A 13,316-nucleotide genomic window follows, 5' to 3' on the forward strand; every position below is an offset into this window, starting at 1 on the left:
GGCCCCTGCCGGGAGGAATCCGGCAGGGGCCTTTTCTGCTGTCTGCGTCATCTCGCGCTCAACGAATCCCGTGCTTGTTCAGCAGTCGGTAGAAGGTCGGCCGCGACACGCCGAGCGCTCGGGCTGCGCGACTGAGGTTCGCCGAGTACTGGCGCAGCACGTCGCTCAACGCCTGCTTCTCGGCCTGCAGCCTGTAGCTCTCGAGGCTGTAGTCCAGGCTCGTCGGTCCGCAAGCGCCACAAAAACCCAGGTCCGGCGCCTCGATCTGCCGTCCCTCGGCCAGCACCAGGCCGCGGCGCACGCGGTTGGCCAGCTCGCGCACGTTGCCCGGCCAGGCGTATTCGCCCATCGCCCGCAGCGCCTCCTCACTGAACGTGCGCGGACGCCGGCCGACCTCGTCGGCGTACAACTGGGCAAAGTGCCGGGCGAGGGCTGGCACGTCCTCGAGCCGCTCGCGCAAGGGGCTGGTATGCACCTGCAGGACGTTCAGCCGGTAATAGAGATCCTCACGGAAACGCCCACGCTCCACCGCCTGCTCGAGATCGATGTGGGTGGCCGCCAGCACCCGCACATTGACCTGGATCGGCTGGTTACCGCCGACCCGCTCGATCTGCCCCTCCTGCAGGAAGCGCAACAGGTTGGCCTGCAGGTCCAGCGGCAGGTCGCCGATCTCGTCGAGGAACAGGGTGCCGCCATGGGCCGATTCGATGCGGCCGACCTTGCGCTGGTGGGCGCCGGTGAAGGCGCCCTTCTCATGGCCGAACAATTCGGACTGGATCAGCTGCTCGGGAATCGCTCCGCAATTGATCGCCACGAAGGCCTGCGCGGCGCGCCGCGACAAACGGTGCAGGGCGTGGGCCACCAGCTCCTTGCCGGTCCCACTCTCGCCGCGGATCAGCACTGGCGAGTCGGTCGGCCCGAGCTTGCCGAGCAGCTTGCGCAGCTCGCGCATGCACGGCGCATTGCCGAGCAACTCGTCACCCGCGTCGACCTGCTCGGCCCGACGCAGCGCAGCCATGCCCAGAGCGTGTCCCAGAGAGAGCAGCAGCCGCTGCCGGTCGAAGGGCAAGGAGTGGAAGTCGAAGCACCATTCGCCAACGAACAGGCCAAGGCTGCCGTCCAGCGAGGTATCCGGCGGGAGAGCGGCGATCCACTGCATCGGCCTACGCCGCAACAGTTCACCCCCGGTGTCCAGACAAGGCCCCAGGCGTATCAGGCCGACCTCGGCCTGACGATCGAATGCCTCGTCCAGGGAGCAGAGATCGACTGCCCAGCCGGCATTCTGTATTTCTGAAAGAAGAGGCGAGAATTCATCGAAAAGGTCGACGACAAGCAGTCGACGCAGCATTGACTTGTGCATGTTCCATCCTGGTTATCCGCTAATACGTCCCGAAGGAGGATTGGCGTTGCACAGATGAAACTAGCAAACCGCGAGATAGTGACTTAGATGCTTTCCTGATAAGCAAAATTACGAAGGGCGGTCGCCCGCCCTTCGTATCCTGCAACAAGAATAGACGCGACTCAGTAGTAGGCGTTTTCCTTGTTGCTGTGGTCGGTGACGTCACGTACCCCCTTCAGCTCCGGGATGCGCTCCATCAGGGTCTTCTCGACGCCATCCTTGAGGGTGGTGTCGACCATGCCGCAACCCTGGCAGCCGCCGCCGAAGCGCAGGATGGCCACGCCTTCGTCGTCGATGTCGACCAGCGAAACCATGCCGCCGTGGCTGGCCAGGCCCGGGTTGATCTCGGTCTGCAGGTAGTAGTTGATGCGCTCGGGCAGCGGGCTGTCCTCGTTGACCATCGGCACCTTGGCGTTCGGCGCCTTGATGGTCAGCTGGCCGCCCATGCGATCGGTGGCGTAGTCGACCACGGCGTCCTCGAGGAAGGGTACGCTCACCGCATCCAGCCAGGCGGTGAAGTCCTTCAGCGCCAGCGGGGTGTCCTCATGCTTCTGCTCGTGGGGCTTGCAGTAGGCGATGCAGGTCTCGGCGTACTGGGTGCCCGGCTGGGTGATGAAAACGCGAATGCCGATACCCGGAGTGTTCTGCTTCTGCAGCAGGTCGGCCAGATATTCCTGAGCCGATTCGGTGATGGTGATGTTGCTCATGGCGACTCCTCGCAAATATGGGCGCAGTGTACGCCATGCCGGGGCGCGGATAAAGTCCCAGCATTTTAGTAGGAATAAACCTGCAGACCAGTCGGCGCGCACTTCAACAGGCCGGGCAAGCCTACAGGTTCTGATAGCGGTTCATGTCCAGAATCCCCGCCTCCACCGGATCGGTCTCGCGGATATGCTCGCTCAGGTCATGGAACAACGCCCAGAACTGCGGATGGGTTCGACGCACCCCCCAGCGCAGCACGATCCTCTCGAAGTCGGCCGCGTTGCGCGCCTGCTGCAGCGAGGCGACGAAGGCGTTGACCTCGCCTTCGCGCAGGCTGAACAGGAAGTTGGGGTAGCTGGTCAGCACTTCCGGATAGAGGGTCAGGGTGTCCTTCTCCGGCTGGTAGCGCAGCGATTCGCCGAGCATGAAGGCCACGTTGCTGTGCGCGCGATTGCGCAGCAGGCTGTACACCTCGCGCCCGCCGCCATCCAGCTCGACGCGCAGCAGGGTCGCCTCCGGCAGGTACTCGATGGCCGGCAGCTCGGCCAGCGACCTGGCCGCCAGACTGCTCAGGCGCTGGTCGATGCGCTGCAGCGCCGGGATCGCCGCGGGGCGGAAACAGCGGCCGTCGCGGCAGCGATTGAGCGGATCGGGCCGCGCATTCAGGGTGCCATAGCGCTCCAGCAGGCGTTCGGCGAACGCCGCCTTGGGATGATCTGCCGGCAGGCGCAGGCCGCTGGGCGTGTGGCGGTCGATGCCTTCGTAATCCAGCCACAACCTGAGCTTGCCGCTGTACTGGTACCAGTCACCGAGAATGGCCTGGCGCTGCGCCGGCGGCATCAGGCGCAGGAAGTTCTGTTCGGCGCCGTTGCGGATCAGGTCGAAGTACAGACGCGTCTGCGCCTGGTGGGAGACGTTGCCGAACACGTCGAAGTTGACCACCAGCTGGTAATAGGTGCGCTCCAGCAACGGGAAGTCCAGCCACCACAGGGTCTGCGGCACGGCGCCGATCAGGCCCTTGCGCACCGAGGCGCTGTCGTGCTGGCGGAAGATGCTCAACAGCGCGTTGTCGTTGCCGGCCCAGATGTGCGACCAGCTCGGGTGCGGCAGGTGCGAGTAGGCCTCGCGGCGCGCCGCCTCGTAGGCATTGCGCCTGGCGCGGGATGCGCTCCAGTACAGCGGCAGCTGCGCCAGGTCGTCCTGCACGCCGGGCAGCGCCAGCAGCGGCGTGACCTGCTCGCGGTAGGCCGCATCGGTCAGATAGAGGTCATGGTCGGGGGCCTGGAAAAGGGTCCAGAAGTGGTCGCGGATCACGTCGGTGGCGATCTGCCCGCGGCACACCGGCCCGCGGATGAAGGTACGCACGAAGTACTCGGCGTCATCCAGCATGAACAGGTAGCGCGCGCGGGCGGGAATGGCGGCGAAGGTCTCGAACGGATTGGCGCGGCGCTGCGGGCCATAGCCGGGCAGCGCCTCGGCCTTCCAGTCGCCGGCAAAGAACAGCTCCTCGACCCGCGCCAGCTTGCCGCGACTCAGCGGGTAGGTGATGTGGGTCTTGTGCACGATCACGCCCTGAATAGGGCGCAGACGATAGAAGACCTGTGTACCGGGGTCGTCGTTGGGCCGGCGGGTGGCAATCACGTCGACCGCCTCGCCACTGGGCGTGCGCGAGCGCACCAGCTCGAAGAAGTGCCCGCTGGCGCCTTGGACGAAGTACAGATGGGCGAGGAACAGGTGCTCGTACAGCCAGCGCGCCGCCAGTTGCTCGCTGGTGCCGGGACGGTTGAGCAGCGACTCCCACTCGGCGATCTGCGCGGCCTCCGAGGCATTCGCTGCGAGCGGCTCGCCATCCAGCGACGCCCCCTCGGCCAGCCACTGGCGCAGGGTGGCGTACTCGCCATCGCTCAGCCCGGTGACGGCGAACGGCATGCCGGCCCTGGGATTCTTGCGGGCAAAGTCGGCGAACTCCTCAGGGCGAGGGCACTGCGTCTCGCGGCGGATGCCGATATCCAGATCCTCGGGCAGCTTGCTGCCCGGCAGCGGCGCATGGCTGCGCCCCAGCTCCAGCATGCGCGCCACCAGCGCCGCATCGCCGCCGCCGAGCACCGAGTGAAAGCCGCGGGCGCGCCAGCCCTCCTCCGTCTGCGCATCGACGAACAGCCGGGTGGTGGCATCGGCCTCGATGCGCTTGCCGTTGTACACCGGCACCCTTGATGCGCCGCGCTGGATGCCGGTAGCGCTGCCCAGGTTGAGCTGGCAGGGCGCGTCGTAGCAGGCATGGCAGGCCACGCACTTGGCGGTGAGAATCGGCTGCACGTCACGGGAATACGACAGCGACGCAGCGGACAGCGGCTGGCTGACCAGAAGGCTGGCCAGCAGCAGGAAGAAAATGGGCATGGGGCTGTCCGTGGCGTGTGATGGGGGATTCTAGCCGCTCTTGTCGAACTGTAGGAGGCGCGCCCTCGCGGCGATACGGACCGCAGGTCCGCCAAGGTACAAGAGCATCGCCCCGAGATCGGGCCTCCCACAGAGCCTGAGCCGGACACCTGCAGGCCCGGCTGTCAACTTGAACCGATGGACGCGGAGCGTCCAGGGCTCCGGCTCACACGCTCCGCGTGGAAGCCATCAAGCGTGGGAGCCATCAACAGGGCCCCTCAACATGAGCAGAATTCATGGCCATCCCTAGCCCGCTCCAGAACCATGCAGCTTTGCTATCATTCCCGCCTTTCGATTCACCCTTTCCAGGTAGTCCCCATGTCCGATCGCGCCGCCCGCCTCCAGGCCCTCCACAACGCCCTCAAGGAACGCATCCTGATCCTCGACGGCGGCATGGGCACCATGATCCAGAGCTACAAGCTGCAGGAAGAGGACTACCGCGGCGAGCGCTTTGCTGACTGGCCGAGCGACGTCAAGGGCAACAACGACCTGCTGCTGCTGTCGCGCCCGGACGTGATCCAGGCCATCGAGAAGGCCTACCTGGACGCTGGCGCCGACATCCTCGAGACCAACACCTTCAACGCCACCCGCGTGTCGCAGGCCGACTACGGCATGGAGACGCTGGCCTACGAACTGAACGTGGAAGGCGCGCGCCTGGCCCGTGAAGTGGCCGACGCCAAGACCGCCGAGACCCCGGACAAGCCGCGCTTCGTCGCCGGCGTGATCGGCCCGACCAGCCGCACCTGCTCGATCTCCCCGGACGTCAACAACCCGGGCTACCGCAACGTCACCTTCGACGAACTGGTGGAGAACTACACCGAGGCCACCCGCGGCCTGATCGCCGGCGGCGCCGACCTGATCCTGATCGAGACCATCTTCGACACCCTCAACGCCAAGGCGGCGATCTTCGCCGTGCAGCAGGTGTTCGAGGAAGAAGGCGTCGAGCTGCCGATCATGATCTCCGGCACCATCACCGACGCCTCCGGCCGCACCCTGTCCGGGCAGACCACCGAGGCGTTCTGGAACTCAGTGCGCCACGCCAACCCGATCTCCGTGGGCCTCAACTGCGCCCTCGGCGCCAAGGACCTGCGCCCGTACCTGGAAGAGCTGGCCACCAAGGCCGACACCCATGTGTCCGCCCACCCCAACGCCGGCCTGCCCAACGCCTTCGGCGAATACGACGAGACCCCGGCGCAGATGGCCGCGGTGGTCGAGGAGTTCGCCGCGTCGGGCTTCCTCAACATCATCGGCGGCTGCTGCGGCACCACCCCGCCGCACATCCAGGCGATTGCCGAGGCGGTGGCCAAGTACCCGCCGCGCGCCATTCCGGATATTCCCAAGGCCTGCCGCCTGTCCGGCCTCGAGCCCTTCACCATCGACCGCAACTCGCTGTTCGTGAACGTCGGCGAGCGCACCAACATCACCGGCTCGGCCCGCTTCGCCCGCCTGATCCGCGAGGAGAACTACACCGAGGCCCTCGAAGTCGCCCTGCAGCAGGTGGAAGCCGGTGCCCAGGTGATCGACATCAACATGGACGAGGGCATGCTCGACTCGAAGGCGGCGATGGTCACCTTCCTCAACCTGATCGCCGGCGAGCCGGACATCTCGCGCGTGCCGATCATGATCGACTCCTCCAAGTGGGAAGTGATCGAGGCCGGCCTCAAGTGCATCCAGGGCAAGGGCATCGTCAACTCGATCTCGATGAAGGAAGGCGTCGAGCAGTTCAAGCACCACGCCCGCCTGTGCAAGCGCTACGGCGCCGCCGTGGTGGTAATGGCCTTCGACGAGGCCGGCCAGGCCGACACCGCCGCGCGCAAGCGCGAGATCTGCCAGCGCAGCTACGACATCCTGGTCAACGAAGTCGGCTTCCCGCCGGAAGACATCATCTTCGACCCGAACATCTTCGCCGTGGCCACCGGCATCGAGGAGCACAACAACTACGCGGTCGACTTCATCGAGGCCTGCGCCTACATCCGCGACCACCTGCCCTACGCCCTGAGCTCGGGCGGCGTGTCCAACGTGTCCTTCTCGTTCCGCGGCAACAACCCGGTGCGCGAGGCGATCCACTCGGTGTTCCTGTTCCACGCGATCCAGAACGGCCTGACCATGGGCATCGTCAACGCCGGCCAGCTGGAGATCTACGACGAGATCCCCAAGCAGCTGCGCGACGCGGTCGAGGATGTGGTACTCAACCGCCACGAAGGCGCCACCGAAGCGCTGCTGGCCATCGCCGACCAGTACAAGGGCGACGGCAGCGTCAAGGAAGCCGAAACCGAGGAGTGGCGCAGCCTGCCAGTCGGCAAGCGTCTGGAGCACGCGCTGGTCAAGGGCATCACCGCCTTCATCGTCGAGGACACCGAGGAGTTCCGCCAGCTGTGCGCGCGGCCCATCGAGGTCATCGAAGGCCCGCTGATGAGCGGCATGAACGTGGTCGGCGACCTGTTCGGCGCCGGCAAGATGTTCCTGCCCCAGGTGGTCAAGTCCGCCCGCGTGATGAAGCAGGCGGTGGCCCACCTGATCCCGTTCATCGAGGCGGAAAAGGGCGACAAGCCGGAAGCCAAGGGCAAGATCCTCATGGCCACCGTGAAGGGCGACGTCCACGACATCGGCAAGAACATCGTCGGCGTGGTGCTCGGCTGCAACGGCTACGACATCGTCGACCTCGGCGTGATGGTGCCGGCGGAGAAGATCCTCCAGGTCGCCAAGCAAGAGAAGTGCGACATCATCGGCCTGTCCGGGCTGATCACACCGTCGCTGGACGAAATGGTCCACGTCGCCAAGGAAATGCAGCGCCAGGGCTTCTCGCTGCCGCTGATGATCGGCGGCGCCACCACCTCCAAGGCGCACACCGCGGTGAAGATCGAGCCGCAGTACAGCAACGACGCGGTGGTCTACGTCACCGACGCCTCGCGCGCCGTCGGCGTGGCCACCACCCTGTTGTCCAAAGAACTCAAGCCCGACTACGTGGCCAAGCTGAAGACCGACTACGCCGAAGTGCGCGAGCGCACCGCCGCGCGCAGCTCGCGCACCGAGCGCCTCAGCTACGACAAGGCGGTGGCCAACAAGCCGCAGTTCGACTGGACCGGCTACCAGGCCCCGGTGCCCTCCTTCACCGGCGTCAAGGAGCTGGACGACATCGACCTGGCCACCCTGGCCGAGTACATCGACTGGACGCCGTTCTTCATCTCCTGGGACCTGGCCGGCAAGTTCCCGCGCATCCTCACCGACGAGGTGGTCGGCGAAGCGGCCACCGCGCTGTACGCCGATGCCCAGGCCATGCTCAAGAAGCTGATCGACGAGAAGCTGATCCGCGCCAAGGCGGTGTTCGGCTTCTGGCCGGCCAACCAGGTGCAGGACGACGACCTGGAAGTCTACGGCGCCAACGGCGAGAAGCTGGCCAGCCTGCACCACCTGCGCCAGCAGACCATCAAGCCGGACGGCAAGCCCAACCTGTCGCTGGCCGACTTCGTCGCGCCGAAGGACTCGGGCGTCACCGACTACATGGGCGGCTTCATCGTCACCGCCGGCATCGGCGCCGAGGAGCTGGCCAAGGCCTACCAGGACAAGGGCGACGACTACAACAGCATCATGGTCAAGGCGCTGGCCGACCGCCTCGCCGAAGCCTGCGCCGAGTGGCTGCACAAAGAAGTGCGCACCAAGTACTGGGGCTACGCCAAGGACGAGACGCTGAGCAACGAGGAACTGATCAAGGAACAGTACAAGGGCATCCGCCCCGCCCCCGGCTACCCGGCCTGCCCGGACCACACCGAGAAGGGCACCCTGTTCCAGCTGCTCGACCCACAGGGCACCAGCGGCGTGACCCTCACCGAGCACTACGCCATGTTCCCCGCCGCCGCCGTCAGCGGCTGGTACTTCGCCCACCCGCAGGCGCAGTACTTCGCCGTGGGCAAGGTCGACAAGGATCAGGTGGAGAGCTACTCGAAGCGCAAGGAGCAGGAACTCAGCGTGACCGAGCGCTGGCTGGCGCCGAATCTGGGTTATGACGACTGAATGGTGATGCAGTAAGTGACAAGGCCCGCGAAGCGGGCCTTGTCGTATCTCGATCACAGGACCTGCCTGTAGACCGCCGAAAGCGCTACTTCGCCCCCGAACGGCGCACGATCTTGATCGAGTATTCCAGCTTCGGCTTGCGCGTCACGCTGATCGCCCGGCGGGTGACGGTGTCGAGGGTGATGTTCCAGAAGCCGTTGCCAGGCACGCGGATCCTCGCTGGGAAGCGCTCGAAGTGACCGCCGATGTAGCTGTGGCGGGCGCCGTTCTTGAAAGCGCGGAAGTTCGCGTCGTTCATCAGGCGGATGTTGCAGGGTTGCGAGCTTTCGATGACGACCAGGTCATCCTCGTTCAGCTGCTCGCGTTGGTGAATGAATTTCATCGGTGATTCCAGGACACGTTGCAAGGCGCGGAACATAGCACGAAGCCGAGGCATTGGCTGCGCGGCTGCGGTTAAACTCGCCCTCCCCAGACGCCGCGAGTGATGAACCGATGCGCCTTTTCAAACTGACCGTATGGCTGGCCGGCCTGTGGCTGGTTTGGATCGTGCTGACTCCCTCGCCGCAAATGCCCCAGGTTAGTGGCGACCTGGCCGTCGGCCAGCTGCGGATCGGCAATCATCGCCTGCAGACCCTGCAGCCCTTCCAGCTGGGAGAGGCCATGGTGCTGGGGCGTGAAGACTACCGCTTCGACCGCGGAGCACAGCTCTCGCCCACCGACCTGGCTCTGGGCTGGGGCCCCATGGCCGACCCGCAGGTACTCCGGGGGATCGAGATCCGCCAGAGCAACCGGTGGTATTACTGGCGAACCGACGAGTTTCCAATTCCGCGCCGGGAGATCGAAAGGCACAGCGCCAATATGCACATGATCCCGGGCAACGCTGCGGTGGCGTCGGTCCTGAATAGTCTGAAGGCTGGTGCGCGCATCAGCCTGTCAGGTCAGTTGGTCAGCGTCGAGGGCGATGACGGATTCCAGTGGGTCAGCTCCCTCAGCCGGGAGGACACCGGCGCTGGCGCCTGCGAGCTGGTCTGGGTCGAGCACTTGACCGTGCTACCCTGACTCATACCTGAATCCCGTGATCTGCAAGGACTCATGGCTAACCCCGGGAATACCCTCGCGCGACAAGGACCCGTCATGCGCCTCCTCCGCCTCCTCCTGCAACTGCTGATCCTCGCCTTATTCCTGCCGATCCTGTTCCTCATCACCGTGCAACGGCCTCTGGAACTGGGTGTGCTGGTCGCCGCGTCCGGACTATTCATATTCCTGCTGCTACTGACCCTGCTGCTGCGCGAGCACACGGCCAAACGCATTGATCCGCGCCGTGACATCAGCAGCAAGGTACTGGGGCCTTCATCGCCTTCGCCGGCTGCGGCCTGGCGCTGTTCGCCTGGCTGATAGCCTCGGGGCAGTATCACCCCACGCGAAGAAATGGCCAGCTGCTCCTGTTCATTATCGAGCTGATCGGCCCGTGGTTGCCGGCTGCCGTGTTTTTCGCACTGGGATTGCAACTGATATGGTTCGGCTACTGCGCCTGGCGGGCACGCTGATCCGTCAAGCTTTCCTTGCTTTCTCACCTATGCCGCATGTCGCGGTATGCCGTCGTACCGCCCTGCTCGGTGGGCTTTCTCCAGGTCGTAGGCCATCTGCAACGACAGCCAGTAGCCTTCGCTGGTGCCGAAGAAGGACACAGCATATGCCGCAACTCAGCAAGCCCAGTGTCCAGTACCAAGGTCGCCCCGCAGCCACACCTTGGTACCAACGACACCGCACCGCGCACCGAATAGGTTCGACCCACCACTCCCCCAAGGTGATCGACCATGTCCCGCCGCCCTGCCCGCCTTGCCCTGCGCTGCGCCCTGCCCTTGCTGCTGGCCTGCTCTACCGCCTTCGCGGACGATGACCAGCAGCATGTCGCCCGCGAGATGATCCAGGCGCTGGATGCCTACGCCGTGTACAAGATGGGCCAGTTCGAGGAGGCCTATGCGCGCTTTTCCAAGCTGGCCGAAGCCGGCAACCGTCAGGGCATGCTCAATACCGGCAACATGCTGGCCGCCGGGCTGGGGGTGACGCAGAACCATGCCGAGGCGCTGAAGTGGTATCGCCGCGCGGCAGAGGCTGGCGACCCCATCGGCATGTCCGAAGTCGGCAAGGCCTACGAGCTGGGTCTGGGCGTGACGGTCGACCGCGAAGCGGCGCTGGACTGGTATCGGCGCGCCGCCGATCTGGACAGCGTCGACGCACAGTGGGCGCTGGGCAAGCACCTGTACAACCAGGGAGAGCAGCTGGCGGGGCTGAGTTGGATCCGTACCGCCGCGCTTGAGGGTGGCAGCCCAGAAGCCCGCACATTTCTCGATACCCTCGAGGGTTCCGGCAAGATGACGACCAAGCCGGGGGCGAGCGAACAGCGTGCCGTGCTCGAAACCCTGGCCGCCATCGATGCCGCCGCCCAGCGCAAGGATGCGTCGGGGATAGTCGCCGCGCTCAAGGAGGACGCAAGCATTCGCGTGCGCCTGCCGGACAGCCCGACCTGGCAGACACTGACTCGCACGGAGCTTGCGGCGTTGTGGCAGGCGACTTTCGCCAAGGTCGCAGGCTATCGCTATGAACGTGCCCAGCCGGAGTTGCTGGCGGCGGCCGGCGGCGTACTGGCCGTGTCGCGCATCAGCGAGCAGCTGGAAAGCGCCGGTGAGACCAAGGAGCTGCTGATCCTCGAGAATGCCCTGCTGCACATGGTCGATGGCAAGCCGTTCATCCATTCGCTGCGCCTGGATATCCGCCACGGCGAGTGACTCGCCCGCCGGCCCAGCAGCCGGCCTCACTCCCGAGTGGGTCGGGGCAATCAATGACTATGGATCACGGAGCCTAGAAGCCGTATCAGCTGCTCGAAAGGCTTGGTACTGAATAGCTACCCTGATCAGATCAAGGCGTTACCTGATACCCGCGCTGCTGCATGCAACTGGTATACGCGGAGGAAGCCGCCGCACTGTTCTGCTCGGCGTTGCGGCGACCTTCGCGGCGCTCCTGGCGCTGCCGGGCGCCGCCGACTACCGCCCCTGCCGCCGCCGTCTCCCTCGCCTGGTTCTGCCGGTACTCCTGCCGGATGTCCTCGTCGACGCGATCGTAGAGCTCCTCGTGCTGGCGGCCACGAACTTCGGCAGCTGCCGCACCTGCCGCCGCGCCGGCAACGGCGCCACGTGCCCGTCCGCCGGCTTGCGGGCTCGTCGTGCTGCTGCTTGTGCTGCCAGCCTGGGACTGGCAGGCACTGATGTCCTGCTGGATGGTCTCGGGCGACTGCCCCTGGAGCGGCGTTACCGTCTCGGCAGTGGCGCCAAGACACACCATCGAGAGGAGCGTGGCGGTATAAATCGAGGCGAGGTGTTTCATGACGGGCACCACTCCTGTTGCAGAGGGTTTGGCAAGGGGATTCCCAACTGGAAAAGCATAGTCCAGCCATCCAGCCCCAGGCGTTCATGAGGCAGCCTGCCCGCTCGCCGGCCCGCTCCCATGCAACCGAACTGCACTGCGCGATTGGACAAGCCATATAAACCCGCCAGACTTCCAATAGTCGGTGGTGCCCTGTTTAGCGAGGGCGATTAGCCCATTTCGATTCATGCGCTTGCGCGGGCAAGCTGTTAGCGCGTTGTCCAACTCAACAGCAGCAGTTGATGCACCCACATCAGGGCGGAGCCCTATGAGAAAACCTCCGATCCGCATTGCCGCCGTTGCCGGCCTGCTGCTGCTCGGTTTGCTGATTGTTGCCGTCGGCGGATGGGGCGTGCTGGCCATCATGTTCTCGGGGCCGCGCGACGACACGCTGCGCAACGGCCTGGCCGCCGCCTTTGGCCTTGCCTCGCTGGCAGCCCTGATTGCCCTTTGCATGCCGCGCTGGCGCTGGCGGGCGATGGGCAGCTACTTCGTCGTGCTCGTGGTACTGGGCGTCTGGTGGCACGGCATCGAGCCCTCCAATCAGCGCGACTGGCTGACGGACGTCGCCGAACTGCCGCACGCCAGCATCGAAGGCGACCTGATCACGATGCACAACATCCGCAACTTCGCGTACCGCAGCGAGACCGACTACACACCGGCCTGGTACGACAAGCGCTTCGACCTGCGTAAGCTGCAAGGCGTGGATCTGGTCGCCGTCTACTGGATGGGGCCGGCCATCGCCCACATCTTCCTCAGCTTCGACTTTGGCGGCGGCGACCACCTCGCCGTGTCCATCGAGACGCGCAAGGAAAAGGGCGAAGGCTACTCCACCCTCAAGGGCTTCTTCCGCCAGTATGAGCTGTACTACGTGGTGGCCGACGAGCGTGACGTGATCCGCCTGCGCACCAACTACCGACGCGACCCGCCGGAAGAGGTCTACGTCTACCGGCTGCAGGGCGACCTCGACAACGCCCGGCGCCTGTTCCTCGAGTACCTGCAACGGATCAACGCGCTGCACGAGCGCGCCGAGTTCTACAACACCCTGACCACCAACTGCACTACCACCATCTGGATGAATACCCGGGTCAACCCGAGCCACCTGCCCTTCGACTGGAGGATCCTCGCCAGCGGCTACCTGCCGGAATTCCTCTACGAGCAGGGCCGCCTGGACAGCCACGGTCTGCCGTTCGCCGAACTGCAGCAGCGGACCCATGTCAACGCCCGTGCCCAGGCTGCGGACCAGGCAGCGGACTTCTCCAGACGCATCCGCGAGGCAACCACCCCGTTGCCCGCCGACGTAGCCAACGACGAGATCGATACAGCGCAGTGAACTGCACCATTC

At 65.3% G+C, this 13,316-nt stretch carries 10 protein-coding genes; 5 read left to right on the forward strand and 5 right to left on the reverse strand.

The features are described 5' to 3' along the window. Window positions 1-58 precede the first annotated feature (58 nt). The 3 genes from BM297_RS09950 to BM297_RS09960 form a co-directional block, all read right to left on the reverse strand. Window positions 59-1,360: a sigma-54 dependent transcriptional regulator gene (locus tag BM297_RS09950; protein WP_092430759.1), complete on the reverse strand. Its 1,302-nt coding sequence runs from the start codon at window positions 1,358-1,360 to the stop codon at window positions 59-61. 161 nt (window positions 1,361-1,521) lie between these two features. Further along, window positions 1,522-2,106, reverse strand: a complete 585-nt coding sequence (gene nfuA, locus BM297_RS09955) for a Fe-S biogenesis protein NfuA (RefSeq protein WP_092430761.1) — start codon at window positions 2,104-2,106, stop codon at window positions 1,522-1,524. Between the two features lie 121 nt (window positions 2,107-2,227). Continuing rightward, window positions 2,228-4,498 (reverse strand): fatty acid cis/trans isomerase, encoded by a 2,271-nt coding sequence (locus BM297_RS09960; RefSeq protein ID WP_092430763.1) that lies wholly within the window; start codon window positions 4,496-4,498, stop codon window positions 2,228-2,230. Between the two features lie 357 nt (window positions 4,499-4,855). On the opposite strand from BM297_RS09960, the gene metH reads away from it, so the two are divergent. Then, a complete protein-coding gene (gene metH / locus BM297_RS09965; protein ID WP_092430765.1) occupies window positions 4,856-8,548 on the forward strand; it encodes a methionine synthase in 3,693 nt (1,230 codons plus the stop codon). An 85-nt stretch (window positions 8,549-8,633) separates the two neighbouring features. Here the strand turns inward: metH and BM297_RS09970 are convergent, their stop codons facing one another. Continuing rightward, window positions 8,634-8,930: a DUF1883 domain-containing protein gene (locus BM297_RS09970; RefSeq protein WP_092430767.1), complete on the reverse strand. Its 297-nt coding sequence runs from the start codon at window positions 8,928-8,930 to the stop codon at window positions 8,634-8,636. A gap of 110 nt (window positions 8,931-9,040) precedes the next feature. Here BM297_RS09970 and BM297_RS09975 point away from each other — a divergent pair, with 110 nt between their 5' ends. The 3 genes from BM297_RS09975 (at window position 9,041) to BM297_RS09990 (ending at window position 11,337) form a co-directional block, all read left to right on the forward strand. Continuing rightward, the gene (locus BM297_RS09975) at window positions 9,041-9,607 is read left to right on the forward strand and encodes a hypothetical protein (protein ID WP_092430769.1); all 567 of its coding nucleotides are present in this window, start codon (window positions 9,041-9,043) and stop codon (window positions 9,605-9,607) included. Window positions 9,608-9,682: 75 nt separating this feature from the next. Further along, window positions 9,683-9,943 (forward strand): hypothetical protein, encoded by a 261-nt coding sequence (locus BM297_RS09980; RefSeq protein WP_092430771.1) that lies wholly within the window; start codon window positions 9,683-9,685, stop codon window positions 9,941-9,943. A gap of 422 nt (window positions 9,944-10,365) precedes the next feature. Further along, window positions 10,366-11,337 carry a tetratricopeptide repeat protein gene (locus tag BM297_RS09990; RefSeq protein ID WP_092430773.1) on the forward strand — a complete coding sequence of 324 codons (972 nt, stop codon included), beginning with the start codon at window positions 10,366-10,368 and terminating at the stop codon, window positions 11,335-11,337. Between the two features lie 130 nt (window positions 11,338-11,467). Here the strand turns inward: BM297_RS09990 and BM297_RS09995 are convergent, their stop codons facing one another. Beyond that, complete coding sequence (locus tag BM297_RS09995) at window positions 11,468-11,932, reverse strand: YMGG-like glycine zipper-containing protein (protein WP_092430775.1); 465 nt, start codon at window positions 11,930-11,932, stop codon at window positions 11,468-11,470. 307 nt (window positions 11,933-12,239) lie between these two features. On the opposite strand from BM297_RS09995, the gene BM297_RS10000 reads away from it, so the two are divergent. Then, window positions 12,240-13,304: an Lnb N-terminal periplasmic domain-containing protein gene (locus BM297_RS10000; RefSeq protein WP_175526631.1), complete on the forward strand. Its 1,065-nt coding sequence runs from the start codon at window positions 12,240-12,242 to the stop codon at window positions 13,302-13,304. Window positions 13,305-13,316 lie beyond the last annotated feature (12 nt).

This window comes from Geopseudomonas sagittaria (assembly GCF_900115715.1).
Classification (GTDB): domain Bacteria; phylum Pseudomonadota; class Gammaproteobacteria; order Pseudomonadales; family Pseudomonadaceae; genus Geopseudomonas; species Geopseudomonas sagittaria.